This window comes from Nocardia sp. NPDC059180, assembly GCF_042754945.1.
Classification (GTDB): domain Bacteria; phylum Actinomycetota; class Actinomycetes; order Mycobacteriales; family Mycobacteriaceae; genus Nocardia.
The window spans coordinates 549,591-576,031 of record NZ_JBHZBU010000004.1 but is presented as its reverse complement, the minus strand read 5'-3'; the positions used below and the strand labels follow the sequence as shown (position 1 = coordinate 576,031).

24 protein-coding genes are annotated in these 26,441 nt (G+C 68.8%); 14 read left to right on the top strand and 10 right to left on the bottom strand.

All coding sequences use genetic code 11. The features are described 5' to 3' along the window. Nucleotides 1–11 precede the first annotated feature (11 nt). Nucleotides 12–287: a hypothetical protein gene (locus ACFXNW_RS16685; RefSeq protein WP_379418551.1), complete on the bottom strand. Its 276-nt coding sequence runs from the start codon at nucleotides 285–287 to the stop codon at nucleotides 12–14. Between the two features lie 316 nt (nucleotides 288–603). Between ACFXNW_RS16685 and ACFXNW_RS16680 the strand changes: the two genes are divergently transcribed. Beyond that, nucleotides 604–1,200, top strand: a complete 597-nt coding sequence (locus ACFXNW_RS16680; RefSeq protein WP_379418550.1) for a hypothetical protein — start codon at nucleotides 604–606, stop codon at nucleotides 1,198–1,200. A 159-nt stretch (nucleotides 1,201–1,359) separates the two neighbouring features. Here the strand turns inward: ACFXNW_RS16680 and ACFXNW_RS16675 are convergent, their stop codons facing one another. Both ACFXNW_RS16675 and ACFXNW_RS16670 read right to left on the bottom strand, forming a co-directional pair. After that, a complete protein-coding gene (locus ACFXNW_RS16675) occupies nucleotides 1,360–2,487 on the bottom strand; it encodes an acyl-CoA dehydrogenase family protein (protein ID WP_379418549.1) in 1,128 nt (375 codons plus the stop codon). 9 nt (nucleotides 2,488–2,496) lie between these two features. Next, on the bottom strand, nucleotides 2,497–3,669 hold the full coding sequence (locus tag ACFXNW_RS16670) for an acyl-CoA dehydrogenase family protein (RefSeq protein ID WP_379418548.1): 1,173 nt from the start codon (nucleotides 3,667–3,669) through the stop codon (nucleotides 2,497–2,499). Nucleotides 3,670–3,886: 217 nt separating this feature from the next. Between ACFXNW_RS16670 and ACFXNW_RS16665 the strand changes: the two genes are divergently transcribed. Then, nucleotides 3,887–4,720: a hypothetical protein gene (locus tag ACFXNW_RS16665; RefSeq protein ID WP_379418547.1), complete on the top strand. Its 834-nt coding sequence runs from the start codon at nucleotides 3,887–3,889 to the stop codon at nucleotides 4,718–4,720. A gap of 35 nt (nucleotides 4,721–4,755) precedes the next feature. On the opposite strand, the gene ACFXNW_RS16660 is transcribed toward ACFXNW_RS16665, so the two are convergent. Beyond that, entirely contained in the window at nucleotides 4,756–5,901 is a 1,146-nt protein-coding gene (locus ACFXNW_RS16660; protein WP_379418546.1) for an epoxide hydrolase family protein, read from the bottom strand. Nucleotides 5,902–5,993: 92 nt separating this feature from the next. On the opposite strand from ACFXNW_RS16660, the gene ACFXNW_RS16655 reads away from it, so the two are divergent. The 5 genes from ACFXNW_RS16655 to ACFXNW_RS16635 all read left to right on the top strand — a co-directional run bounded on the left by ACFXNW_RS16655 (nucleotide 5,994) and on the right by ACFXNW_RS16635 (nucleotide 10,338). Then, on the top strand, nucleotides 5,994–6,953 hold the full coding sequence (locus ACFXNW_RS16655) for a helix-turn-helix transcriptional regulator (RefSeq protein WP_379418545.1): 960 nt from the start codon (nucleotides 5,994–5,996) through the stop codon (nucleotides 6,951–6,953). Between the two features lie 157 nt (nucleotides 6,954–7,110). After that, nucleotides 7,111–7,851 carry an alpha/beta hydrolase gene (locus ACFXNW_RS16650; RefSeq protein ID WP_379418544.1) on the top strand — a complete coding sequence of 247 codons (741 nt, stop codon included), beginning with the start codon at nucleotides 7,111–7,113 and terminating at the stop codon, nucleotides 7,849–7,851. 42 nt (nucleotides 7,852–7,893) lie between these two features. Beyond that, nucleotides 7,894–8,265 (top strand): hypothetical protein, encoded by a 372-nt coding sequence (locus ACFXNW_RS16645; protein ID WP_379418543.1) that lies wholly within the window; start codon nucleotides 7,894–7,896, stop codon nucleotides 8,263–8,265. Beyond that, entirely contained in the window at nucleotides 8,258–9,583 is a 1,326-nt protein-coding gene (locus ACFXNW_RS16640) for a hypothetical protein (RefSeq protein WP_379418542.1), read from the top strand. Before ACFXNW_RS16645 ends, ACFXNW_RS16640 begins: the two co-directional genes overlap by 8 nt. A gap of 8 nt (nucleotides 9,584–9,591) precedes the next feature. Next, a complete protein-coding gene (locus ACFXNW_RS16635; RefSeq protein ID WP_379418541.1) occupies nucleotides 9,592–10,338 on the top strand; it encodes an ESX secretion-associated protein EspG in 747 nt (248 codons plus the stop codon). 29 nt (nucleotides 10,339–10,367) lie between these two features. Here the strand turns inward: ACFXNW_RS16635 and ACFXNW_RS16630 are convergent, their stop codons facing one another. Then, nucleotides 10,368–11,000 carry a phosphoribosyltransferase gene (locus ACFXNW_RS16630; RefSeq protein ID WP_379418540.1) on the bottom strand — a complete coding sequence of 211 codons (633 nt, stop codon included), beginning with the start codon at nucleotides 10,998–11,000 and terminating at the stop codon, nucleotides 10,368–10,370. Between the two features lie 11 nt (nucleotides 11,001–11,011). Continuing rightward, the gene (locus ACFXNW_RS16625; protein ID WP_379418539.1) at nucleotides 11,012–11,866 is read right to left on the bottom strand and encodes a carbon-nitrogen hydrolase family protein; all 855 of its coding nucleotides are present in this window, start codon (nucleotides 11,864–11,866) and stop codon (nucleotides 11,012–11,014) included. Between the two features lie 62 nt (nucleotides 11,867–11,928). On the opposite strand from ACFXNW_RS16625, the gene ACFXNW_RS16620 reads away from it, so the two are divergent. Continuing rightward, entirely contained in the window at nucleotides 11,929–13,731 is a 1,803-nt protein-coding gene (locus ACFXNW_RS16620; RefSeq protein ID WP_379418538.1) for a DEAD/DEAH box helicase, read from the top strand. 121 nt (nucleotides 13,732–13,852) lie between these two features. Next, on the top strand, nucleotides 13,853–17,266 hold the full coding sequence (locus ACFXNW_RS16615; protein WP_379418672.1) for an AAA domain-containing protein: 3,414 nt from the start codon (nucleotides 13,853–13,855) through the stop codon (nucleotides 17,264–17,266). Between the two features lie 209 nt (nucleotides 17,267–17,475). On the opposite strand, the gene ACFXNW_RS16610 is transcribed toward ACFXNW_RS16615, so the two are convergent. Both ACFXNW_RS16610 and ACFXNW_RS16605 read right to left on the bottom strand, forming a co-directional pair. Then, on the bottom strand, nucleotides 17,476–18,663 hold the full coding sequence (locus ACFXNW_RS16610) for an amino acid deaminase/aldolase (RefSeq protein ID WP_379418537.1): 1,188 nt from the start codon (nucleotides 18,661–18,663) through the stop codon (nucleotides 17,476–17,478). A 66-nt stretch (nucleotides 18,664–18,729) separates the two neighbouring features. After that, entirely contained in the window at nucleotides 18,730–19,209 is a 480-nt protein-coding gene (locus ACFXNW_RS16605; protein ID WP_379418536.1) for a TetR family transcriptional regulator, read from the bottom strand. 413 nt (nucleotides 19,210–19,622) lie between these two features. On the opposite strand from ACFXNW_RS16605, the gene ACFXNW_RS16600 reads away from it, so the two are divergent. Further along, a complete protein-coding gene (locus tag ACFXNW_RS16600; RefSeq protein ID WP_379418535.1) occupies nucleotides 19,623–20,369 on the top strand; it encodes a tyrosine-protein phosphatase in 747 nt (248 codons plus the stop codon). Nucleotides 20,370–20,378: 9 nt separating this feature from the next. On the opposite strand, the gene ACFXNW_RS16595 is transcribed toward ACFXNW_RS16600, so the two are convergent. Together ACFXNW_RS16595 and ACFXNW_RS16590 are read right to left on the bottom strand one after the other, a co-directional pair. After that, nucleotides 20,379–21,692, bottom strand: coding sequence for a class I adenylate-forming enzyme family protein (locus ACFXNW_RS16595; RefSeq protein WP_379418534.1), 1,314 nt, complete (start codon nucleotides 21,690–21,692; stop codon nucleotides 20,379–20,381). 123 nt (nucleotides 21,693–21,815) lie between these two features. Then, nucleotides 21,816–22,610, bottom strand: coding sequence for an enoyl-CoA hydratase/isomerase family protein (locus tag ACFXNW_RS16590; protein ID WP_379418533.1), 795 nt, complete (start codon nucleotides 22,608–22,610; stop codon nucleotides 21,816–21,818). Nucleotides 22,611–22,627: 17 nt separating this feature from the next. Here ACFXNW_RS16590 and ACFXNW_RS16585 point away from each other — a divergent pair, with 17 nt between their 5' ends. The 4 genes from ACFXNW_RS16585 to ACFXNW_RS16570 all read left to right on the top strand — a co-directional run bounded on the left by ACFXNW_RS16585 (nucleotide 22,628) and on the right by ACFXNW_RS16570 (nucleotide 26,369). Further along, nucleotides 22,628–23,686, top strand: coding sequence for a glutathione S-transferase family protein (locus ACFXNW_RS16585; protein WP_379418532.1), 1,059 nt, complete (start codon nucleotides 22,628–22,630; stop codon nucleotides 23,684–23,686). A 165-nt stretch (nucleotides 23,687–23,851) separates the two neighbouring features. Next, the gene (locus ACFXNW_RS16580; RefSeq protein ID WP_379418671.1) at nucleotides 23,852–24,598 is read left to right on the top strand and encodes a hypothetical protein; all 747 of its coding nucleotides are present in this window, start codon (nucleotides 23,852–23,854) and stop codon (nucleotides 24,596–24,598) included. Then, nucleotides 24,595–25,590, top strand: coding sequence for an ATP-binding cassette domain-containing protein (locus ACFXNW_RS16575; protein WP_379418531.1), 996 nt, complete (start codon nucleotides 24,595–24,597; stop codon nucleotides 25,588–25,590). The genes ACFXNW_RS16580 and ACFXNW_RS16575 overlap by 4 nt, the downstream gene beginning before the upstream one ends. Next, nucleotides 25,587–26,369, top strand: a complete 783-nt coding sequence (locus ACFXNW_RS16570; protein ID WP_379418530.1) for an ABC transporter permease — start codon at nucleotides 25,587–25,589, stop codon at nucleotides 26,367–26,369. Before ACFXNW_RS16575 ends, ACFXNW_RS16570 begins: the two co-directional genes overlap by 4 nt. Nucleotides 26,370–26,441: the final 72 nt, after the last annotated feature.

The window sequence follows — 26,441 nt, the reverse complement described above, 5'->3', positions numbered from 1 at the left end:
GGGGCGGCCGGTCAGCTCGCGGCTGCGGAACCCGTGGTCTCGGCTCGCAGTTTGAGCAGAATCAGGCCGGTGGTGCAGGCCAGAATGAGTCCGGCGACGGTGATTTCGACGTGCAGACCCGCGATGCCGAGAATCGCACCGACGAGTCCACCGATGAAGAACACCCAGGCCAGCACCCGCGACACGACGGCGGGTACGGCACGTGAACGCGCATCGCCGAGATTCGGCGACGGTGCCGTGGCCGAAGCGGCCGCGGCGGTCAGTGGGGTGGTCGAAGAAGCTCCCATCATCTACTCCTCGATGACGCCGATCCGAGTAATTCCGTGCGCGCCAACCGCTCGATGCGCTCTCATCCAGGTTTCAGGCGTCTCACGCGTAACTTGCATCACACACGCTACGGCCGCAACCAGCGAATTGTGCCGCACCCGGGCGTGCGACACGCCGAGGAGATCGGTTCGTTATCTGAGCTAATTACGTTTCAGAATCAGCGCGCAGTGACAGACCCGCTACCGGCGCACAGTCGCAACCCGTACCAGCATCTGGCCCGGACAGTCGCCCTCGTCTAGGGTGAGCGCGACTCGTACTTACCCAGGAGCATCACCGATGGAGAGCAGCAGGGCGAAAATCGTCGGTCCGGTGGCGGCCGTCGGTGCCGTCTCCCTCGGCTTGGTCCTCATCGGCGCCTGCGGTGTCGGACGTGATGACACCTACGTGGCACCGCCGCCGATCCGTTCCGGGTCCCATGCACCGGCACCCGTCGTCGAGGGCACGACCATCACCGCGTCGAAGGTGGTCATTCCGCCGTCGCCCACCTGGCGGATCGCGCCCGTACCAGCACCGCGGCGCACCCTGCCCGCGCACTGGACCACCGAGGCCCGCGACGAGGATTCGACCGAGGGTGTCGACTCCGACTCCGAAACCACTACCCGCCGCCCCCGCCCGGCCCAGCGGACCACGACGACGGAACCGCCCGTCACCACCGAGGACTGGGAGCCGACCACGGCTCCCACCACTCGCCCGGCCCGAACCACGCGCCCGCTGCCGACCTACGAACCGGAAACGGCCGATCAGGAAACGGCCGATCCGGAGACGAGCACCTACACCCGGCCGACCACCCGGCCCGCCTACACCGAACTTCCGGAACCGACTCCGCGCGCACCGCAGCTGGTCCCGACGCCGTCTCCTGAAGGCGAATACTGACCCGGTCGATACGGGCTGCGCACGCGTGCCGCCGATCCACGAGACAACGCTCGAGAGCATCCGCGGACGACCGGGCGTCATAGCCGCACCTCCGAGCCGGCCCGTTGAACAGCGAACGGCCCCAGCGGTGACGCTGGGGCCGTTCTACAGCACCGCTACCTACAGCTCCGGCAGCTCATAGTTGCCCACCTGCGACGCGAGCACGTTCAGGTGCTCGAGCCCGCCGCCGAGCGTGCGCTCGATGGCAGTAAGACGGGCGACGTAGTGGCCCACCGGATATTCGGCCGTGACGCCGATACCGCCGTGCATCTGGATCGCCTCCTGGCCGACGTGGCGCGCCGAGCGGCCCACCTGTAGTCGGGCCCGCGACACCGTCACCGCGTCGTCCTTGCCGTCGGCCAGCGACGCCGTGGCATACAGGCTCATGCTGCGCGCCAGCTCCAGCGACACATACATGTTGGCGGCACGCTGGGTCAGCGTCTGGAACTTCGACAGGGTGACCCCGAACTGCTTGCGCGTCTTCAGGTATTCGGTGGTCAATCGCAGCGCTTCCTCCATGGCGCCGATGGATTCGGCACACAGGCCCGCGTGCGCCTGCGCGAGCACCGAGCGCACCGCCTCGGAGGAATCAGCGTTGTCGCCGAGCAGCTCGGCCGGCGCGGAATCGAGTTCGAGCTGAGCACCGCGCTGTCCGTCGACCGTCGCGTAGGAGGTGCGGTTCACGCCCTTCGCATCGGCCGCGACCAGGAACAACCCGACACCACCGTCCGGCAGCGTCGCGCTGACCACGAACTCGTCCGCGCAATCACCGTGTGCGACAGGGTTCTTCACACCCGCGAGCACATACGTCTCGCCCTGCGGCACCGCGCGCGTGGTGATCTCGGCCGACGGCCAGCGGATACCCGGTTCGGCGTGTGCGAAGGCGAGCAGCTTGTTGCCCGCGGCCAGCTCGGGCAGGATCCGCTGACGCTGATCGGCCGTGCCTGCTGCGGCTACCAGCCCGCCGGGCACGAGCACCGCGTCCAGAATCGGTTCCGGCGCCAGCCTGCGCCCGACCTCTTCGAGCACCAGCATGGTTTCCACCGGGCCTGCGCCCATGCCGCCGTCTTCCTCGGTGAAGCTCAGCCCGAGTACCCCGAGTTCGGCCAGCTGACGCCACACCTCGCGGCTCCAGCCGAGCTCGGTCTCGGTGACCTTCAGCCGGGTTTCGGCATCGTAGGTGCGGGCCAGCAGTTCGCGGACGGTGTCACGCAGCATGACCTGTTCATCGGTGAGATCGAAATCCATGGTGTCGCCTCACAATCCGAGGATCGTGGAGGCGATGATGGTGCGCTGCACCTCGCTCGAACCTCCATAGATGGTTGTCTTGCGATAGTTCAGGTAGCTGGGGCCACTGCGCTGCGCCCAGCCGGGCGAGGCGATATCGTCCGCACCGACGGGCAGAGCGTCGGGGCCTGCGATATCGAGCAACAGTTCGGTGGCCGCCTGCTGCAGTTCCGAACCACGCAGTTTCAGCACCGAGGATGCGGGGTTGGGCTTGCCGTCCGAGGAGTTGGAGATCACGCGCAGCTGCGTCAGCTCCAGCGCCAGCAGTTCGTTCTCCAGTTCGGCCACCCGCGCGGCGAACAGCGGATCGTCGAGCAGGGTTCCCGAACCGGACCGCGTGGCGGCCGCGTATTCCTTGGCCACACCGATCTTGACCTTGGTCCTACCCACGCCGGTGATGCCGGTGCGCTCGTTGCCGAGCAGGAACTTCGCGTAGGTCCAGCCCATGTTCTCCTCACCGACCAGCTGATCGGCGGGGACGCGGACGTTCTCGAAGAACACCTCGTTCACCTCGTAGCCGCCATCGATCAGCTTGATCGGGCGGATGGTGACACCGGGCGACTTCACATCGAAGAGCAGGAACGAGATACCGGCCTGCTTCTTCGGTGCGTTCGGGTCGGTACGGACCAGACAGAAGATCCAGTCGGCGTACTGGGCCAGCGTGGTCCAGATCTTCTGGCCGTTGACGATGTAGGAATCGCCGTCGCGCACCGCGGTGGTGCGCAGCGAGGCCAGGTCCGAGCCCGCGTCGGGTTCGGAGAAGCCCTGGCACCACCAGATGTCGAGCGCGGCGGTCGGCGGCAGGAAGCGCTGCTTGAGCTCTTCGGAACCGAAGTGGGCGATCACCGGTCCGACCATCTGGGCGTTGAACGTCAGCGGCTCCGGCACACAGGCCAGCTGCATCTCGTCCTGCCAGATGTGGCGCTGCATCGGCGTCCAGTCCTTGCCGCCCCAGGCCACCGGCCAGTTGGGTACGGCGAGGCCGTTGTCGTTGAGGGCCTTGTGCGCGGTGACGATGTCCTCGCGTGACAGCTCGTGGCCGTATTTGACCCGGTCACGGATGTCGGCGGGGATCTCGTTTCGATAGAACTTGCGCAGTTCGTCGCGGAAGGCGACGTCGTCGGGGGAAAGGGCTAGTTTCATACGCATCTCCCTGCGTGTCTCGTATCTCCCAGACCAAACTACCCCCCGGTAATCCTGCATTGTCGAGTGGATCACATCCGCGCGACACGCACCCCCACGTCCCGATGCCCTGATCTGCGCGAGCGGCGGAGCAACCCCGGCAGATCGGTCGGAGCCCTGGTACGTTGCTGCACGGGGCGCGGGTCGCCCCATGGTCGTGATCGAGGGAGTTGAGTCAGTGAACGGCAGAACCATCGCACGCGTGACCGCGGCCGCGGCTTCCCTGGGAGTCGGCGCCGTGTTGACGCTCACCGCGACGGCCACCGCCGATCCGGCGCCGACTCCGGTCGAGAAGGGCCTGACCGCACTCGCCGACCGCGCCGAAGGCGACAAGGCCGTCACGGCAGGCGTCGGTGCACTGCGTGAGTACAGCAACCTGGTCGACGTGGCGAAGCTGCGCGATATCAACGGCGCCTTCGCACCCTTCGCCTACCCGGCGCCCACCTTCGGCTGCGGCGTCAACGGCCTGGTCACCACGATCATCGGCGCAGGCACCGCGAACGGCCCCAGCGCCAATATCGGCGTCAACAGCGCGCCGGGCACCCTCATGTTCCACGCCACCCCCGCCCATTCCGGCGTCCCGTTGTCCTCGGGCCTGGTGGTGGCCTGGGTGAACATCAACAACGGCGCCAGCGGTATCGACATGCTCGACGAGCGCACCGAACTCGGCACGCCCGCGCTGGCCAAGACCGTGAACAGCGGGCCGGGCACGGTGTTGGCGTCGATGTGGGGCACCATCGACTACCCCGGTGCACGCTGTGTCATGATGCCGACCGTCGGCACGTTCTCTGTGGCCGAGCAGCCGGTCCAGTTGCCGCCGCCTGCGCAGAGCCCGGCTCCGGCACCTACCCCGGCTCCCGGACCCGCCGAGTCCGGTGATGGTGGCTCCGGCCAGGCGGTCGCGCCACCCGCGCCCGAGGCCGCACCGGCTCCGGCGCAGGCACCTGCCGCGACCACCGCTCCCGCGAAGCCACAGGTGCCTGCGGGTACCCAGGTTCAGGGCGGTCACTGAGCGGGTCTCGCCTCGGATCGCACTGCCGCGGGAATTCACCGACTCACGCGCGGCGCGACCTTGTCGAAGAACGCTCGGATATCGGCGACATGGGCGCCCGGCTGTTCCATGGCCACAAAATGATTGCCCGTGTTCCCCTCCGGCCAGTGCACGATGTCGTTGTCTTTGTCCGCCAGCCGCCGCATCAGCGCCGAACCGCCGCCGTAGGTCCCGGTGGGCACCAGTCGCTGACCCTTCGGCCAGGCGAAGCCTTCCTCACCGAGCCCGTTGTACATCGGCCACGACGAGGTTCCTGCGGTGTCGGTGAACCAGTACAGCGCGATATTGGTCAACAGGTGGTCGCGGTCGACGGAGTACTCGGGCAACGGCGCGAATTCGTGGAACTTGTGCACGAGCCAGGCCAGTAGGCCGACCGGCGAATCTGTCCAGGCGTGGGCGAAGGTCTGCGGGGCCGCATGCAGTAGCGCGTGGTGGTCGACTCCGGTCATCCACTGCTGCATCATGTCCCATTCGGCGCGTTCGTCCTCGGTCATCGTCGGGACATCCGCTGCGGTCGGCATGCCGATGCCGCCGTCGATGTGGACGCCGATCACCCGATCCGGCGCCGCGATCGCTATCTCCGGCGCGATGTAGGCACCGAGGTCACCGCCCTGGACGCCGTAACGCTCGTAGCCGAGGCGCTCCATCAGCGTCACCCACATGCCGGCCACCCGCGCTGTCGTCATCCCGGTCTCGGTGGGCGCGGCAGAGAAGGTGAAGCCTGGCACCGACGGCACCACGACATGGAAGGGTTGCGCGCCCTCGAATCCGTGCGCTCGCGGGTCGGTGAGCGGGCCGATCGTCTTGCTGAACTCGACGAAGGAGTTCGGCCAGCCGTGGGTCAGGATCAGCGGGATCGCATCCGGATCAGCCGAGCGGACATGTACGAAATGCATGTCCAGACCATCGATTTCGGTGAGAAACTGCGGGAAATCGTTCAACGCCGCTTCCTGGGCGCGCCAGTCGAATTCGGTGCGCCAGTACTCGGCCAGCTCCTTCAGATGGTCCAGCGGCACACCGCGCTCCCAACCCTGCCCCGGTAGCTGATGCGCGGTCCACCGAGTGCGGGCCAGCCGCTCGTGCAGGTCGTCGATATCGGCCTGCGGGATGTCGATCCGGAAGGGGCGAATCGGGAAAGTCATCAGTGTCTCCTGTCGGGTCGGTGTCGATCCGAGAATTACGCTAGAAGGCAAATAGGACCAATCAGGTCCTACTTCTCGGGAATCCTGAAGATATGAACGACACTCCGGAACGGCTGCTGCGGCTGCTGTCGCTGCTACAGACACCACGGGAATGGCCGGGCAGCGAACTGGCCGAACGGCTCGGCGTCACCGGCCGCACGGTGCGCCGCGATATCGAGCGGCTGCGCGAGCTCGGATATCCCGTCGAGGCGAGCATGGGCGCGGCCGGTGGTTATCGGCTGGTCGCCGGTGCCGCCATGCCGCCGCTACTGGTCGACGACGAGGAGGCGGTCGCGCTGGCGGTCGGACTGCGGGCTGCCGCCGGTTCGGCCATCACCGGGATCGAGGAGGCGTCGGTGCGCGCGCTGGCCAAACTCGAACAGGTGCTGCCGGCGAAACTGCGGCGCCGGGTTCGGGTGCTCGGAACTGCGCTGGTGCCGCCGTCGGGCGAGGATCCCGGCGTGGACGCCGAGATACTTACGGCGCTGGCCGTCGCGGTGACCAATACCGAGCGGGTGCGCTTCGGCTACCGCGACGGTTCCGGAGCGGTGACCACACGTCATGCCGAGCCGGCGGGGCTCGTCCCGTCCCGGCGACGCTGGTACCTCGTCGGCTACGACCTCGATCGCGAAGGCTGGCGGATGTTCCGGGTGGACCGAGTCGATGGCGCCCGGCCGACCGGCGCCCGCTTCGCCCCACGAGCCCTGCCCGCCGACGATCCGGCCGCCTACGTCGCGGGGCGCCGCACCGATTGGGGCACGCCGACACTGCGGGTCCGCGTCACCATCGACGCACCTTTATCGCGGGTCGCGGGCCGACTCGGCGACGCCCCCGGCGACATCACCGCCGTCGATACCACCAGCTGCGCCATGGACTGCGACCGCGACGACTCCCCCGAATGGCTGGCTCAGCGCCTGCTCGCCCTCGGCGCGGAGTTCCGGGTGCACGAACCGACGGAACTCAGGGACCATGTCCGAGGCATCGCGGAACGAGCGAAGCGAGCGCTGCGGTAACGCGGACGACGCATTCGCTGACGCGGACTCGGCCGCAGGTCAGGTGCACCGCGGCCCAGCCGCACTGTGATGAATTCCATATCCGAGAGGCCGAACTACGCACCAGTACCAGAACGTGAGTCCCCAACTGCCGCAAGATTTCTGCGACCATGCCGTGATGGGTTATTTCGACGGCGCGCGCGGCCGGATGCACTATCGGCGGTGGCCGGACGAGGATCGGGTGGCGGTGCTGGTGCTACTACCCGGTATCGGTCAGCACAGCGGGCATTACCACCGCTTCGCGCGGGTCCTGCGCGGTGCGCGCATCGAGATGTGGGCATTGGATACCGCCGGACACGGGCTCAGCGAGGGGGATCCCGATCAGCCGGGAACCCTGCGGGAACTGGTGGACGACGCGGTAGCGCTGCTCGAGCTGGTCCGGGCGCAAGTCCCCGAGACGCCGCTGATTCTGATGGGTCATTCGCTCGGCGCGGTCACCACGCTCGGCGCGCTCGGCGCCGCCGTGCCACCCGCGGCCGAGGACATCGACCCCGATACCGACCGCGGCACCGACACCGTCGCCGCCGACTACCCGCTGGTCCCGTCGATCCCACCGGACGCATTGGCAGCTCTGGTGCTGTCCGGAGTCCCGCGCCGCGCCCTCGGCGGTGGTTCGGCGGATGCCGCCGGAACGCCGCTGCCCGCACAGCTTCCGGTGCTCGCGGTGCACGGCGCCGACGATCGCCGGGCTCCGGTCGAAGCGATGCGGGTATGGACTGGGCGCCATAAATGGGTAGATTTGCGGGAGTACGCCGACGCCGGGCACGATCTGCTGCACGAGCCGGTGCACGCGCGGGTCGGTGCCGACATCGCGGAGTGGACGCTGGGAGTCGTCAAGGGGTTGGCACGGCGCTCGTGACCGACAGCTGCGCAGGCAGCCGATGGGAAGAAGGGGGACGAGGTGCAGCGCAACGCTATCGCCGCACTCGGTACCGCGGTCGACAACGGTGATCTGTGGATCGACGGAGTCCTGGTGGCCGAGGGTGCGCACGAACAGTGCGCCTCGAGGTACGAACAGCTCGCCGATCAGGTCGACATCCAGATCCAGCAGCTCACCGCGGCCGCCACGCTGCCGGGTTTCGGTGGGTTCGCCTCCGGCGAGGCGCTGCGCCGCGGTTTCGAAGGTAAGGCCACCGACGCGATCACGCAGCTGCGTGATTACTCGGCCGCCGCCCGAAGCCTGGCCCAGACCTTCCGCGCCGCCGCCGCGGCCTACCGCGACACCGACGACGCCGTCGCCGCCGCGACCCGCAAGGTGGCCGCCGATGCGTGATATGCCGCGCGCCGCCGAACGCGGTGCCCACCAGCGCGTCGACCCCGACTACGCGACGACGGTGGAGATCTTCGACAACCTGACCCATCACCAGATCCACACCGCCATACAGCAGCTGGCGCCCGCCACCCTGCTCGCCGGCCAACAGGCCTGGCAGAACACGGCCACCGGGCTCACCGACGCGGTCGACCAGGCGCACACCGAGATTCGCTCGGCCATCGCCGACGGCTGGCGTGGCGGCGCCGCCCAGCAAGCCGCCGCGGCCGTCAGCGACTTCGAACTATTGGGCAGGCAGCTCGCCGATGTGATGGCGGTGGTCGGAGAGCGGCTCGGCCAGGCAGGCGACGCCGCCGAGGCATTGCGTGGCGCGGTGCCCGGTCCGTCCGACGAAGAACCCGATCTGGCGGCCGCGCTGCTGGATCCGGCGCGTGCCAGCGACAATGTCGCCGCGGCCAAGAACATCGAGAACTCGCGCCAGGACGTGGTCCGGGTGATGGAGAGCATCTACACCACCGCATTCATCCCTACCGGCACCGCGGTGCCCGCGTTTCCGGAGGCACCAGCGGGCGCGGGGGTCGATGCTCCTGCGGCAGCCGCGGCACCCGGCCCGGTGTCGATCGTGGTTCCGGATACGGGTGAGGGCAGGCCGGTGTCACAGCCCTCGGCGGTGACCATCGTTGCGGCCGCAGACCAGGAGCCGGGCACACCGGATCAGCCGGTGGCCCCTGTGGAGGAGGAGTCCACGGAGCCGGGCGCTCAGGCTCCGGTGACGATCCCTGCGGCGGCCGCACCGGTCGTCATCGCTGGTACGGAGACGGCTCCGCAGACTCCCACCACGACCCCGGCATCGGCAACCACCGCACCGGCAAGTGCCGCACCGGTGATTGCGACCGACCGCCCGGCAGCAATGCCGACCACCGCACCGGCCGCCACCATGAACTCCACCGCGTCCGTCGCGGGAGTCTCTTCGGTTCCCTCGAACGCCAGCACTTCCGACGACCAGCGCAAACGTGATGAGAAGCGCCAGGATTCGGCCGGGTCCGGTGGCGACGCGATCGCCGGGATGAGCGCGGGCGCCATGGGTGGTCTCATGGGTGGCGCGCTGGCCGCTGCCGACACCACCCGCCCCGGACCTGCCCCCGTCGCCCCGAAACCCGCACCGGCGAACACCGACGAATTCGACGACGAGGACGACGACCTGCACTACGTCGACGACGAACTGACCTTCCTCGAACCAGCCGGTGCGGGTGGCGAGCTGATCGGCTCGCTCGACCCCACCACCCCGCCGGTCCTCGGTGAGTGGACCGAGCACGAGTGAACTGGAGCATGACCCCGGACCAGTTCGCCATGGCCTGGTCCCGGACCGACGGGGATCGCATCCCCTATCCGCTGGCCGTACGATTGTCGGCGCGCGATACCGCCGAACGCGCCGCGCAACTGCCCGCCCTCACCGAATGGTGTGACAGCACCCTCGACGCCGATCTGGAAGCCGCGTTGCGCGTGCTGGCCCGCCCTGACGTCTGCGTCGAGGTATTCGGTGAACGTACCGGCGACGACGGCGCGACCAAGCCCGTGCGCGTCCTCGGCGCCGCCAGCGGCAACGTCGCGGTGGTTGCGTCGCAGCGCCCCGGATCCGAATCCGATCGTGGCGCCGAACTGACCGTGATCGCCGGTGGCGCCAAATCGCTGCCGGGGCGAGTGGTGTCGATGCTGCCCGGCTGCCCCGCAGGCACCGGTCCACGACTCAATGCCCCACTGTCGCGGGTGGTCGAGGACAGCCGGAATCTGGTGACGATGCCGGTCGCCGGTCCGACCGAACCGACACGCATCCGCAAGCTGCTGCGGCAGCGCCGCGACGGTATCGGCCAGATCGTGGTGTCGGTGCGCCGCGACGACGAACTCGATCCGTTCGGTGTGCTGTGCTGGGTGGACCTCGCCGATGACGGACGCTATCTGGTGCGCACCGGCAACAGCGTCGACATCGTCGCGGTGGACGCCGAGCAGTTCACCGGCCACCTGCGCCCGATGGTCACCGCCGCCCAGCGTCGCACCGCCCTCGCCGACCAGTGGTGAGCCTCTCGCGAGCCAGTGGTGAGCGAGGCCTAGGCGTCGGCGCGCAGTAAGTCGGTCACTTCATGGTCGGCGAGCTGATGGAAATCGCGGTAGGCATTGCCGACGCCGCCGAGGCTGGGTGGGACCAGCGGGCACACCACCTCATCGGCTTCGAGCGCGATCCGGTCCATGGCCTCGGCCGAGGCCACCGGGACAGCGACGATGATCTGTTTCGGCATCCGCAGCCGCGCCACCCGGCAGGCCACCAGCACTGTCGCTCCGGTCGCCATGCCGTCGTCGACGATGACGACGGTGCGCCCACCCAGCGCGATCGGCTCGGTATCGCCACGCCACGCCACGCGACGGCGCTCGAGCTCGGCGCGTTCGACGGCCTCGATATCGGCGAGGCGCTCGCGCGGGAGCCCGGTGTGGGCCAGCACGTCGGCGTTGATCACCCGGCCGCCGTCTTCACCGATCGCGCCGACCGCGAGTTCCGGTTGCCACGGCACGCCGAGCTTGCGGACCAGCAGGATGTCGAGGTCGCCGCCGATCACCTCGCGCACAGCCGCCGCGACCGGAACCCCGCCGCGCGGCAGACCGAGCACCAGTGGATTCGACGCGTGCAGGTAGGACAATCTCTTACCCAGCGCGCGGCCGGCTGCTGCCCGATCGCTGTAGACCATTACCTCGAACGCTACTCCGCCACGCGCTCGACTACATCGAATCGTCGCAGGTCCAGGCTGGGATTGGCCAGGCGAACCTCGGCCACTCGCGCCAGATCCACCGTCGCGACGCGCACACCCGGTTCATCGCCGAGTTCGGCAAGCACGACGCCCGCCGGGTCGATGATCATCGATGCGCCCGCACCGCGGCGCGCGCTCTGATCGGCGGCGGCAACGTAGACGGTGTTCTCGATGGCGCGGGCGCGCAGCAGCGTCGTCCACTGCTCGACCTTGCCCTGCCCGGGAATCCACTGCGCCGGCAGCAGCAGCACCTGGGCTCCCGCGGCCGCGACTCGACGGCAGCCCTCGGGGAAGCGCAGATCGAAACAGGTCTGCATGCCGAAGGTGACCTCGCCCACGGTGAACACGGCCGGTTCGGCCACCACACCGGCCCGCACGACTTCGGATTCGCGATGGCCGAACGCGTCGTAGAGATGCACCTTGCGGTACCGGGTGAGCAGTGCGCCGTCGGGGCCGAGCGCGACGAGCGTGTTGTGGATCCGGTCCTCACCCGGCGCGGTCGCCTCCACCACTCCGGCCACCAGATGCACCCCGTAGTCGGCGGCGATCGCGGCGAGGCCGGTGACGAACGGGCCGGTCAGCGCCTCGGCGACGGCCACGACGCGGTGATCGAGCCTGCCGACCGCGAACATCGAATACTCCGGCGCGACCACCACCGCGGCGCCGGCGTCCGCGGCCGCGCGCACATGTTCACGCAGCGCGGCGAGGTTCTCCGACGGCTCGGTCGACGGCGCGAACTGGACCACCGCAAGATCGACTCGCCCGGGCCCGTGCACCGCCGTCGCGGGCGTGTTCTGCGGTTGCATAGGTCTCACCGTATTGGCCCGGTGGCCGGGACAGCCACCGCGAGGCAGTAAACTGCTGCTCAATGAGCACTAATCAGGTCGACAGCGTTCCCGGCGACGACGAAACCGCCGCTGTGGGTGGCGATACCAGCACTGTCGACCCCACCTTCGCCGATCTCGGCATCGATGACCGCATTCTGCGGGCCATCGCCGATGTCGGCTACGAATCGCCGTCGCCGATCCAGGCGGCGACGATCCCACCGCTGCTCTCCGGCGCCGATGTGGTCGGCCTCGCGCAGACCGGTACCGGTAAGACCGCCGCGTTCGCCATCCCGATCCTGATGGGGCTCGAGGCCACCGGTAAGGCGCCGCGTGCGCTGGTGCTCGCCCCGACCCGAGAGCTGGCGATCCAGGTGGCCGAGGCGTTCGGCCGCTACGCCACCCATATCCCCGGCCTGCATGTGCTGCCGATCTACGGTGGCCAGAGCTATGGAGTGCAGCTGTCCGGGCTGCGCCGCGGCGCGCATGTCGTGGTCGGCACGCCCGGGCGCGTGATCGATCATCTGGAAAAGGGCACGCTCGACCTGTCGCAGCTGCAGTACCTGGTACTCGACGAAGCCGACGAGATGCTCAAGATGGGGTTCCAGGAGGATGTCGAACGCATCCTCGCCGACACCCCGTCCGATAAGCAGGTCGCACTGTTCTCCGCGACCATGCCCCCGGCGATCCGCAAGATCTCCAAGCAGTACCTGAACAATCCGGTCGAGATCACCGTCAAGGCCAAGACCTCGACCAACGTCAACATCACCCAGCGCTGGGTGCAGGTGTCGCATCAGCGCAAGCTCGACGCGCTGACCCGCATCCTCGAGGTCGAATCGTTCGAAGCGATGATCATCTTCGTGCGCACCAAGCAGGCCACCGAGGAGCTGGCCGAGAAGCTGCGCGCCCGCGGTTTCTCCGCCGCCGCCATCAACGGCGATATCGCCCAGGCCCAGCGTGAGCGCACCATCGGTCAGCTCAAGGCGGGCACCCTCGACATCCTCGTCGCCACCGACGTCGCCGCCCGTGGTCTCGACGTCGAACGCATCTCGCACGTGGTCAACTACGACATCCCGCACGACACCGAGTCCTATGTGCATCGCATCGGCCGCACCGGCCGCGCGGGCCGTTCCGGTGAGGCGCTGCTGTTCGTCGCACCGCGCGAACGGCATCTGCTCAAGGCGATCGAACGCGCCACCCGGCATCCGCTGACCGAGATGCAGCTGCCCAGCGTCGACGATGTCAACGCCCAGCGCGTCTCGAAGTTCGGTGACGCCATCACCGAGAACCTCAATTCGGCGAACGTCGCGCTGTTCCGCAAGCTGATCGAGGAGTACGAGCGCGAGCACAACATCTCGCTGGTCGATATCGCGGCCGCGCTGGCCGTCGGCTCCCATGACGGCGACAACTTCTTCATGGAGCCCGAACCCGAGCCGGTCGAACGGCCACAGCGCGAGCGGGCGCCGCGCCGCTTCGACGACGAGCGCCCCGGTGGATCCGGCGGACGGCATCGGGCCACCGGCGACGAGCTGGCCACCTACCGGATCAGCGTCGGTAAACGGCATCGGGTGGTGCCGGGTGCGATCGTCGGTGCGATCGCCAATGAGGGCGGGCTGCGGCGCAGCGACTTCGGCCATATCAGCATCCGGCCCGACCACAGCCTGGTGGAGCTGCCCGCGAATCTGCCGCAGCAGACCATGGAAGCGTTGCGGAACACCAGAATCAGCGGTGTGCTCATCCAGCTGCAGCTCGATCAGGGTCCGCCCGGAGGGCGCTCCTTCACCCGCGGCCCGCGCCGCGATCGCGAACCCGGCAAACGCTACGAGCGGCGCAAGCCCCGTTCCTGACGCCACGCCGGGCCGGGCAGGCTTCATCGCAGCGGGATCCGCTGGCTAAGGTGTTGCCGTCCGGTGCGCAAGGAAGCGCTGACCGGTGTCCCGTCCGGGCACAGGAGGGCCGCGTTTGTTCGTGTTCGGTGATCGTGTCGTCAGCACCGCCGCAGACCTCGCCCGCGCCGCGCGGTGCGAATTCGCGATGCTGCACGCCCTCGATACCGAGATGGGCGCGGTGCCCGCCGAGGCCGTCGGCGGTGGCGATGTTCCGGCCGGACGGCGTGGACAGGCGGACCTGGATGCCGAACGGGCCGCACTACTGGCGCGGTTACGCGAACGCCACGGCGACGGCGTCGTCGAGATCGGCGCGTTCGGTGACTGTACCGACCTCGATGGCGTCAGCGGATCCCGCGGCGTCGTCATCTCACAGCTGAGCGCCGCGCACTCTGAAACCATTGCCGCACTGCATGATCGAGCGCCAGTGATAGCAGGGGCGGTGTTCTTCGACGGCGAATTCGCCTGCCGCGCCGACTTCCTGGTACGCGCCGAGCACCGGGTCCGCTACCGCGTGCACGCAATCGCCGCCGACGACTTCTCCATCACCGGCGCCCTGGAACTCGCGGGCTGTGCTGCGGCGATCGAGGCCACCGGCGTGCCCGCCGACCCGTTGATCGCGCAGTCACACGACGGCGCCATCCGGACGTTGCCGCTGGCCGAGCTGCTTCCGGTGTACCGCGCGCGGCGGGCCCGGGTGCGGCGCATCGTGGAGGAGAAACTCGGCGAGCTGCTGCCCGCACAATGGGGCGATCCGCGCTATCTGGCCTGCGGGCACTGCCCGGTCTGCGTAGCGGCGCTCACCGCATCCCGCGATCTGCTGCTGGTGGCGGGTATGCGTGCCACAGCCAGGGCTCGCCTGCGCGAGGCAGGCATCGGCACCATCGACCGGCTGGCCGCGACACAGGATGTGCCGCCGACGGTGCCCGAGGTACCGCCGCGCACCCTGCTCCGGCTACGCAGACAAGCCGAGATCCAGCTGCGCCGCGACGATTCCGGACGCCCCGCGCACACCCTCGTCGACCCCCTCGCGCTCGGTGCACTGCCACCCGCATCCCCCGGCGACCTCGGCCTCACCATCGACACGGTGGCGCCGGACCAGGTGCGGATCGAGATCGGCGGCTCCGGTGTCGTACAGCTGTCGTTGCTCGTGCCGTCGGCGTGTGAGGGCGCCTGCGGCCGGGTCCGCGCCGAACAGCGCGGCGCGCTCGACGAGGTGCTCGGCTTCATCTCCGAGCGCAGGCAGGCGCATCCAGGCCTGCACGTATTCCACTACACCGCTGCCGTGCGCTCGGCCCTGCTGTGTGCGGGCGGCCGCTTCGGAGCGGGCGAGGACCTGATCGACGAACTGCTGCGCGGCGGCGTGCTCGTCGACCTGTATCCGATCGTGCGCAGCGCGTTACTGATCGGCGCGGACTCCTACCGGCCGGCGCGGTTGCGGTCGCTGCTGTCCGGTGCGGAACTCGCCTCCGGTGCCGACCACGACTGTGTCACCGTGCTGGGGTTGCGGGACTGGCTGCTGGACCGGGCCGCGGAACAGCGCATCGACACGGCAGTTCCGCTCGAGCGCGACCGGCGCACCGTTGCCGGTCCGGTCGATCCGCACCTAGCACCGCCTGTTCGTCCGACTCCGATCGAAGCAGCACTTGCCGAATTCGCAGCGCCCGCCGATCAGCCCGGCGTCGAGGCGACTGCCCGGCACGTGGCGGCGCTCATGGCGGCGGCGCTTGGATACCGCCGGCGCGAACGACAGCCGCTGTGGTGGGCGCACTCCGATCGGCTCAGCCATCCGGTGGACGAGTGGCCGGAGGCGCCGGGAGTGCTGGTGGCGGACTGGGGCACCGTCGATACGAAATGGCATATCGGCCCACGCGGTGACACCGTGCGGCGATTCCTCACGCTGACCGGCCGGATGGGCGCCGGGAGCGCGCCGGCACCGGGTGCGGCCGTCTACACCTTCTACGACCGTCCGGTCCCCACGGGCATGGTGGGGGCACGGGCGACCGGGACCGCCACGGTGCTCGGCTGTTCGGTCGACGCGGAATTCGACGACACCGTCCGGCTCGAGGAACGGCTGCCCGCAGGCTGCGCACCGTTCGACGATCTGCCTGCCGCGATCGCCCCTGGCCTGCCCGGTCAGGACGACAACGTGGACGCCGCGGTCGAGCACAGCGCGCAACTGCTGCTGATGACGCTGCCGCAGATCCCCGCGGGCGCGGTCTTCGATATCCTCGCTCGCCGCCCCCCACGGCTGCGGCCCGCGGGTGGACCGCTGCCTCGGGTACACGGTGACCATGCCGCCGCGATCACCGCGGCCGTGCGCTCGCTGGACGACTCCTACGTCGCGGTGCAGGGGCCGCCGGGCACGGGGAAGACCGCGACGATCGCGCGGGTCGTCGAGCGCATGGTCACCCGGTACCGCTGGCGGGTCGGTGTGGTCGCGCCGACGCCTGCGATCGTGGAGAACCTGCTGGACGCGGTGGTCGAGGTCGGGGTGCTACCGGAGTTGGTGGCCAAGAAGGACGTCACGATCCCGGCGCCGGAGTGGGTCGTCATCGACGCCGAGCGCTATCGGCGGTTCCTGGACAACGCGATCAACGGCTGTGTGGTGGGTGGCGCCCCGGCCGATTTCGCCGATCCGGCGCTGGTCCCCTACCAGGGATTGGATCTGCTGGTGATCGCGGACGCCGGACGATTCCCGCTGGCCGATGCCGTCGCCGCGGCGGTGAGCGCCCGCAATCTGCTGCTGATCGGCGATCCGGCCCCGGCTCCCGCGGCGACCACAAGTGTGCCGTGCACGCCACAAGAACGCCTCGGCGCCGCACATCCCGAACCCGTCGGTGACTCGGCACTCGGCTGGCTGACCGACGGCGAGGACACCCTGCCCGCCGAGCGCGGGTACTTCCTCGACCGCACCTGGCGGATGCATCCGCAAGTGGCCGAACCGATTTCGCGGCTCTATTACGACGGCAGACTGCGCGCAAGCGACACGGTCACCCTGGCGCGCCGCCTCGCCGGTACCGAACCAGGAATCGGCACCGTCCTGGTGGATCATCACGGCAATTCGACCGAATCCGTCGCCGAGGCACGGGAAGTGGTGCGCCGGGTGCGTGCGCTGCTCGGCCTGCCGTGGACGATCGGCGCGACGACGCGGCGGCTGCATCCGCACGACATCTTCGTGGTGACGCCCTACCGCGCCCAGGTGGCCAGGATCTCGACGCTGTTGGCCCGCGCGAAGATCGACGACGTGCTGGTGGGCACGCCCGAGCTGTTCCGCGGCCGGGAGGCGGCGGTCGTCATCGTGTCCATGGCGACCTCCAGCCCGGCCGACGCACCGCACGGCCTGCCGTTGCTGATGTCGCGCACGCTCGTGCAGGGCGCGTTGTGCCGGGCGCTGTGGCAGGCGATCATCATCCGCTCGCCGCTGCTGACCGAGTATCTTCCCGGCTCGCCGGAGGAACTGACCGAGCTGTCCCGGTTCCTACGGTTGGGCTGACACGCCCGGTTTCGCGGCGGGCAATTCTCGGATCGATACCGGTTGGGAGTACCCGTATATTCAATGCGGCGGCCGCAGATTCCCGGTCAACTGCCGATTATGGAAATGGCGTAACGCGCCAATCAATATCCAAACCAGTCGGTTTTATATCCGAATCGTTCGAATTGCTTACTACTACAGCTGGTAATTTTCGCCGCGATTCCCCGGCATCAGCCGAAGCATTTTCCTTCGCCGCGATAGGTCGGCACAGTGGTGCGCACACCCTCACCGTCGACCACCTGGACCCGATCGAACCGCTCGCACAACTCGCCCGCTTTGGCGTGCCGGAACCACACCCGGTCGCCGATGCGAAGGTGGGCGGCACCGGTCAGCGGGGTCTGCACCTCGCCCGCACCCTCGGTGCCGATCATCCGTAAACCGAGTGGCCACACCGGCTTCGGCACCCGCGACGCCCCCGCAGGGCCGGAGGCGATATAGCCGCCACCGAACAGCGTCGCGATGCCCATGGCCGGTGTACGCACGACGGATAGCGCGAAGAACAGCGACGGCTGGATGCTGAATGCGCGATAGTCGTCGAACAGGGTCGGCGCGTACAGACCGGACCCGGCGGTCACCTCGGTGACGGCCGCGTCACCTGTACTGACCTCGATCGATCCCGTGCCACCGCTATTGACGATCTGCAACGGGCCGACCACTGACCGCACCGCCTCGACCACCGCGCCCCGGCGCCTGCCGATCTCTGCCGCCGACGCCTTCTTCACCAGCCGCACTGCGATATTACTGTCGGGCAGGCCGGCGATCTGCGCCTCGTAGGTCATCACTCCGACCACCTCGAAGCCGCGTCGCTGCGCCGTCTCGGCCAGCCGCGCCGCCTCTTCCGGCGTCCGCACCGGTGAACGACGCACACCCAGATGCAGCGGTCCGATCCGCAGCGAAGCATCGACATCCAGGCAGACCCGCGGCTGCACGGATTCCGTCCCGATCGCGGCACGGATGAAGTCCAGCTGGGCGATATCGTCGATCATCAGCGTGATCGAATCGCGAAGAACCGGGTCGGCGCCGAGCTCGGCCAGGGCAGATCGGTCGGTCACCGGATAACCGAGCAGCACATCGCGGGCGCCGAGCCGGACCAGCCAGATGGCTTCGGCCAGCGAATACGACATGATGCCCGCGAATCCGCCGTCAGCGGTCAGGCCGGTGCCGAGCACCTCTTCCAGCACGGCTCGGCACCGCACGGATTTACTGGCGACGCGAATGGGGACCCCACCGGCGCGGCGCACCAGATCCGCGGCATTGGCGCGTAGTGCGGTCAGGTCGAGGGCGGCGAGGGGCGGCTCGAGGTCGGCGGTGGCGGCGTGCAGCCCCGCGATCGGCGACGTTTCGGTCACCCCATCCACTCAACCATGCAACTGGTCAGGCGTCCAGTACTGCGCGGATACTGCTTCCGCGGACGCGACTACCCCTCAGGCGTCCGCAGCACGGGTGGCCAAGCTCGACACCACATCGTCGAGGACGACCAGGATCGTCTCGTCGTCCCGGTCGGCCAGCCAGCGCAGCACCGCGCCCTGCATCACCGAGACCACATAGGCCGCGATGGCCTCGACCGGCTCCAGCCACTGCGCATCCGCGAGCCGGGCACACAACTCCAGAAAGACGCCCACCTCGGCATCCATGTCCTGGAACAGCGCGGAACCAGGCGCAGCCGGCGCGGTGTCCGCATCACCGTCCCAGTGCTCACGCAACTGCTGGACGGCTTCCTCATAGGCCTGTAGCTGCTTGGCCGGGGTGGCCTTCACCAGCGGCCAGTACGCGCTGAACCCGGCGTGCAGCAGCACCCGCAGGGCGCGCACACCGGTCATATCGAGCGAGGCAGCCGCATTCTCGACTGCCTCGCAGACGGTCGGCCGCAATCGGGCCTCTACCAATTCTCCACGTGCGATCAACGACGACTCCCTCGGCGACAGATCTCGCGCACCTCGTTGGCGCGATTCGCTGAGACTGGCGGACACTTGTCGGGAAAGTGCAGCCCATCCAGTCAGCGTTCATCAATGGTAGAAGGTTTTCAGGGTTTAAGAACTAGTTCGGTGGGTAAATTCAGACTAAAAGATTGTTTTGTTACCTAACCGGAACGATGCCGGACCCCTCGGCGCTGCGCCGGAATCGCTTCCGCGAACATCACTCTCGACCCTCCCCGTCGTCGGCACAAAGCATCGATCAGCGTACGACACGATCGACGCCGTTATCTCACCACTGTGTCTGATCACACAGTTGGACCTCGCAAAACGGACACCTGCTCGCCGCCGCGAGGTTCCCCGGACCACGCCACAGCGTCCCGCAGGACCGTTAGCCTGAGAAAGTGACTCTCTCGCCCCTGGCCGGCCACCTCCGCATCACCGGCACCTTCAACTTCCGCGACCTCGGCGGTCTTGCCACCGCGAGCGGCGCCACCGTTCGCCCCGGTGTGCTGCTGCGATCGGCCCAGCTCAGCGGGCTGGACGAGGCCGGACACGCCGTACTGCGCGAGCTCAGCGTGAGCGCGGTGCACGATCTGCGCGGACAGCCGGAGATCGCCGTCCAAGGCGCCGACCAGTTGCCCGACGGCATCCGGCTGACCGTCACCCCGTTCGACTCCGATATGGGCGAGGCACCGCCGCACGACCCGGCCACCGGCGCCGCGCTGGCGCATATGCTCGAGGTCTACCGGCTCTTCCCGGCCCGCGCGGAGGCACATGCGGCCATCGTCGCGATCGCCGAATCGATTGTGCGCGACGACGGCGCGGTGCTCGTGCACTGCGCGGCGGGCAAGGACCGCACCGGCTGGGCAGTCGCGACACTGCTGCTCGCGGTCGAGGTCGGCGAGGAAGCAGTGCTGACCGAATACCTGCTCAGCAACTCCGCCGTGCCGATGCTGCGCGCGATGCTGACCGAAAAGCTCGGACCCGACCACGTCTTCTCCGATGATCTGCTCGGCGTCCGCGAGGAATACCTGCGCAGCGCACTCGACGCGGCCCGCGAACTACACGGGGATGTCGAACGCTATCTGAGCGCCGTCGGGCTCACCGCCGACCTGCGCGCACGCCTGCGCGAACGCATGGTCGGCTGATCGCATCCGCTACGCGCTGCGCCGGACCAAACCATCGGCACCGATGGTGACCTGGTCACCGGTGTGGAACCAGGTACCGGTGAAGCGGTCCGCGGTGGTCTTCGGGTCGTTCCAGTAGCGGCGGGCGACATTCGGTCCACGGCACAGCAATTCGCCGTGACCACTGTCCGCACGCGGACCCCACAGGGCCAATTCGGTACCACCGAAGGGGAATCCGAGCACCTTGCCATCGGGATCGGCCGGCGAATCCTCGACGGCGAGTCCGATACCGCTGGTTTCGGTGGCACCCCAGACCGCCCACTGCCTGGCATCGGGAAAGACCTCGCGCAGGTCGGCCGCACCGGCTCCGGCGGCGACGCGTTCGGCGTGGTGACCGGCAGTGCTGATGCGCGCCACGCCCTCGGTACGCAACCCGTCCGCACGTTCGGCGGCCAGCTCCGGCAGCAGCGCACCGAGAATGCGCGGGGTCGCCGCGATCATGTCGATCCGTTCGGCGGCAAGGGTTTCGGCATGTCTGCCCGGGTCCGGCGCGAGCACCACCGTGCCGCCGACCGCGAAGGTCGGCAGCAGCTGGTCGACGCAGCCGCTGGCGTGGGCCAGCGGCAGCAGCACCAGGTTGCGCATGCCGTCGGTGGGCAGGTCGAGCGCGGCGACCACCGAACGTATTGCCGACAACAGGTTTTCGTTGGTGAGCTCGACACCCTTGGGCAGCGTCGGGGTGGAGGCGCCGCTGGTGTAACACAGCAGCGCGAGGTCGTCGAGTGCCGCGCCGTCGTCGATGAATGCCGCGCCGTCGGGGAGCTCGACGTCGGCGACACCGCCCGCCCTTGTCGATCCGCAACCGCGACTGCCCGCGCCGAGTACGAAATCGGCACCGCTGTCGGCGATCACCCGCTCGGCGACCGCGGCGGGCAGCCCATCGTGCACCAGCACCGGAACCGCGCCGCTGAGCAGCGCGCCGAGAAAGGCCTGCACCCAGCGCACGCCGGCAGGCAGGTGGACCGCGACCCGATCGCCGTAGCCGATCCCGTGCTCCTGCAGTCCGCCCGCGATTCGCGACGCCGAATGCCACAGATCGCGGTAGGTGAGCCGTGGCCCGCCGATCTCGACCACGGCCTCACGGGTGGCGAAGGCGTGCACTTGCAGATCGAGCAGTTCGGTGAGGGCGGGAGTGAGGTTGCCGTATCGCAGGACGCCGTCGGCGCCGCGTGCCAATGGGTCGCCGGCCCGCTCTCCGGCCGGGTACTCGACCAGCAGTCCGGCCGGATCCTCGACGCCGTCGCTCACGCCCGGACCGATGAGCCTCGTTGTGCCGTCTCTCATCGGACCTCCGCGTGCTTCGAACCGTCAGGCACTGTGACTATATGACGCAGATCACAAATTCGCGGTCGTAGTCGGCGAATGTTTCCGTGTCGTCATGCGCGAGGCGCGGCGACGCGGGCGGAATCAGCGTCCGGTGTAGGTCGCGTTGCCCGGCCCGAGCTCCAGGAAGCTGCGCACGGCACCGCGCAGGTCCTCGGTCGCGAACAGCTCGCCCGACACCTGCGGGGTCACCGAATCCGCGTGTGCCACACCGCCGGAACGCCAGGCCTCGACAATCTTCTTGGTCGCGGCGTGTGCGCGCGTCGGGCCCTGGGCCAGCCGGTGCACCAGCGTGGTGGCGGCGGAGTCGAGATCCTCGTGCACTGCGTTCACCACGCCCCACTGGGCCATCGTCGCCGCGTCGTACAGATCGCCGGTCATGACGAGCTCACGGGCGCGGCCGGAGCCCGCACGCTCGGCCAGTCGCTGCGGGCCACCCATCGACGGCGTCAGGCCGACCACGATCTCCACCAGGCCGAACTTGGCCTTCGGCGCGGCAAGGATCAGATCGCAGGCCAGCGCGATCTCGAACGCCGCGGTGAGAGTCAAGCCGTGCGCGGCGAAGACCACCGGGCACGGCAGCGCCTCGAGCGGGTGGCAGATGCGGGCGAACAGATCGCGCCAGAGTTCGGCACCCTGCTCGGCGGTGAGGCCCTCGAAGGTGTGCACGTCGACGCCACCGGAGACGACCTTGCCTTCCGCACGCAGCAGCAGTGCGCGTGGCGGCCGCGCGGTCAACTCGGCGATATCGGCGACGAGTGCGTCGAACATGGCTTGGTCGAACAGATTCAGCGGCGGACTCGCCAGGGTCAGCGTGGCGACCTCGGCGCCGTCACCGACGATCTCGCGTTCCAGTCTGGTGGGGGTGGTGTCACTCATCCGGTCAGCGTAAGGGCATGGGTACGCCTCGGATCTGCGAGACTGTCGGTGTGACCAAGGCGGAATCGGAGGCAGGCACCTACGTCGAGCCGGGCGAGTTCAAGCGCGACACCAACTACATCACCACCCGGATCACCGCGGACGGCACCGACGGCTACCCGGTCGTGGCGGATCGGTACCGGCTCGTCGCCGCGCGGGCCTGCCCGTGGGCCAATCGCACGCTGATCGTGCGACGCTTGCTCGGGCTGGAGCAGGTCATCTCACTCGGGCTGTGCGGACCCACCCACGACAAATTGAGCTGGACCTTCGACCTCGATCCGGGTGAGGTCGATCCGGTGCTCGGCATCCACCACCTGCGCGATGCCTATCTGGCCCGCTTCCCCGACTATCCGCGCGGCATCACCGTGCCCGCCGTCGTCGATGTGCCGACCGGCCAGGTGGTGACCAACGACTACGCCCAGATCACCCTCGATTTCTCCACCGAATGGACCGAATTCCATCGGCCTGGCGCACCGCGGCTGTACCCGCAGGACCTGCGCGCCGAGATCGACCAGGTGAACCGCCGGGTGTTCACCGAGGTCAACAATGGTGTGTACCGCTGCGGTTTCGCCGGAGCCCAGGACGCCTACGACGCCGCCTACAACCGGCTGTTCACCGCCCTCGATTGGCTCTCCGAGCGCCTGACCGGGCAGCGCTTCCTGGTGGGCGACACCATTACCGAGGCCGATGTCCGGCTGTTCACGACCCTGGTCCGGTTCGACCCGGTCTACCACGGCCATTTCAAATGCAACCGCAGCAAGCTCACCGAGATGCCGGTGCTGTGGGCCTACGCCCGCGACCTCTACCAGACGCCGGGATTCGGCGACACGGTCGATTTCGCGCAGATCAAGACCCACTACTACGCGGTCCACACCGACATCAATCCCACCCGGATCGTGCCCAAGGGGCCCGACCTCACGGATTGGCTGACCCCGCACGGGCGCGAGACGCTCGGCGGCAGGCCCTTCGGCGACGGCACTCCACCTCCACCACCCCCGCTGGGTGAGCGGGTGCCGGCGTTGCGCGGTCCGCAGTAGGGCGTCGGGATCGTCGGTAGGGCGGAGCCGGTGCTTCGGCCAACCGTGAGGTTGTGCACGTCGTGGGGTCGGAACCGAACACAGGGGGTAGTCCGTTGTCAGAGGGAGCTGACGGCGCAGGTGCCCTACAGTTGCGCAGCAGAGGCCGACAAGGAGGATGAGGCCGTGTTCACCAAGGCGTTCGAGAAAGCGGTGGTCGAGCTACTCGACACCGGATCCCGCCTGCAGGCGCCCGCGGTCGCCAAGTACGTCGGCAGGGTGCGGCGCGCGCATCCGGAGGAGAATCCGGCGCAGATCATCGAGCGGCTGGAGAAGCAGTATCTGCTCGCGGTGACCGGCAGCGGTAGTGCGGTCGGCGCCACGGCCGCCGTACCGGGCGTCGGCACGGTCGCCGCACTGGCCGCGGTCAGCGCCGAGACCACCTTCTTCATGGAGGCCTCCGCGGTGTTCACCCTCGCCGTCGCCGCCGTGCACGGGGTGCGGCCGCAGGACAGGGAGCAGCGGCGCGCGCTGGTGCTCGCGGTCGTGCTCGGCGATACCGGCATGGAGATCGTGCAGAAGAGCATCGGGCATTCGGCGAAGAATTGGGGCACCGCGTTCGCGACCCGCATCCCCGGATTGTCGGGCATGAACGACTCGCTGCTGAAGCGCTTCATCGTCCGGTTCATCACCAAACGCGCCGCGCTGATGGCGGGCAAGGTGCTGCCCGCCGGTATCGGTGCGGTGATCGGCGGCGCGGGTAACCGGACCCTCGGCAAGGCCACGATCAACAACGCGCGCAGGGCATTCGGGCCCGCACCGGCACGCTTTCCTGCCGATCAGTCGCTGATCATCGATGCCGATCCGCTGACCGCGCTGGAAGCGGCGCCCGCGCCATCCGCTGTCCCGCAGCCCCCGGCCGCGTCCCGGTGAGCGCCACGCGACCGCAGGCATTCGCCGTTCGCGGATTGAGTAAGCGCTACGACCTGACCGAGGTCGTGCACGATGTCAGCTTCTCCGTCGCACCCGGCACCGTCGCAGCCCTGGTCGGCCCGGAGAACGCAGGCAAGACCACGGTGATCGGCGTCCTGCTCGGCCTGCTCGAACCCACCGCGGGGTCCGTTGAGGTCGGCGGCTACGAGGTCGGCACCCGCCACGACGAAGCCCCCGCGGTGGGTGGTGTGCTCGATCCGCGTGGGCTGCACCCCGGCCGCAGCATCCGCGACCATCTCCGGATCTACGCCGCCGCCGCGGGACTGCCGGACCGCCGGGTCCGCGAGGTCCTGGAGCTGACCGGCCTCACCGATTTCGCGCGCACCAAGCCCGACGGGCTGAGCCCGGGCAGGCAGTTGCGTGCCGCGGTGGCCACGGCGATGCTGTCCGATCCGCAGCTGCTGATCCTCGACGATCCCACCCTCGACCTCGACAGTGTCGAGCACACCTGGCTGTCGAATTTCCTGCGCGGCCACACCGGCCGGGGTGGAACGGCGCTGGTCAGCGCCCGCAGCCTGGCCGCGGTGCTGCCGTTCTCCGACAGCCTGATCGTGCTCAGCGAAGGCGCGGTGGCCTATCAGGGCAGCCCGTCACGGTTGCGGCGCAACAATCCCGATCGGCTGGTCGTGGCGTCGTCGTCGGCGATCGCACTGGCCACGGCGCTGGCGGTGGCCGGATACACCGACGCTGTCATCCGGCAGGACGGCAGGCTCGCGGTCGCGGAGGCGAGCCAAGCTCAGATCGCGGCGGTGGCCGCGGCGGCCGCGGTCCGCATCGACAGCATCGTCGGCGACCCCATCCACCCCGACCGGGTACTGGCCTCGCTCACTGCCGCGGCCCGCAACCGGCCGGTGATCTACGGCACCGCCGCACCGCAGCACCCCGCTCGACCACCGCAACCGACACCGATGCCGTACGGGATTCCACGATGATCGACGTTCTGTCCGCGGACCTCGTCCCGGCGATCAACTCCGAGCTACGCAAGACCACAACCCTGCGCTGGCCTCGACTGCTCGCCGCGCTGGTGGTGGCCATCGCCGTGGTCACCAGCTCGGTCACCGCCATCCTGTCCGGCCCGGCCGACCCCGAAGGTGAACCGGCCACCGGGGCCGCCACGATCGGGCTGTACCTGGCGTTGATCGCGGTGGTCCTGGCCGCCGCAGGGTACGGCGCGGCGAGCGCGGGCGGCGAATTCCGGCACGACACCATGGCGATCACCGCGATGTTCACGCCCGACCGTGATCGGCTGGTGGGCGCGAAGCTACTGGTCACCGCGGCTTTCGCACTGGTTGCGGCGATCGCGGTCGAGGTCGTCGCCATGGCCTGCCTGTTCGCATTCGGGCGCGGGAAGTTCGAGATCACCGCTCAGCTGTTCGCGGTTCTCGGCGGTGGGCTGATCGCCACGGTGTGCTGGTCGTTGATCGGCGCAGGAGCCGGGCTGCTGTTGCGTTCGCCCGGTACAGGTGTCGCGGCGGTGCTCGGCTGGGTCGTGGTGATCGAGCCGTTGATCTGGCTGGTGGCCACCGGGATCGGCATCGCCGGTGCGGCGACGCTGCTGCCGGGGTCCTCGACGATCAGCACCGTCTTCGTCGGCTCGTTCGCCGATGCCGATCTGCTGGCTCCGACGCCTGCCGCGGTTGTGGTGTTGCTGCTGTGGACCATCGGGGTCGGTGGCGCGGGCTGGTGGTCGGTGCGCTCGCGCGATCTGTAGAGCACTGTAAGCAGGATCGTCGGCCTGCTCGCGGCCACTCGGCGGGGAACAACTGGTTGTCGGTGGGCGTAG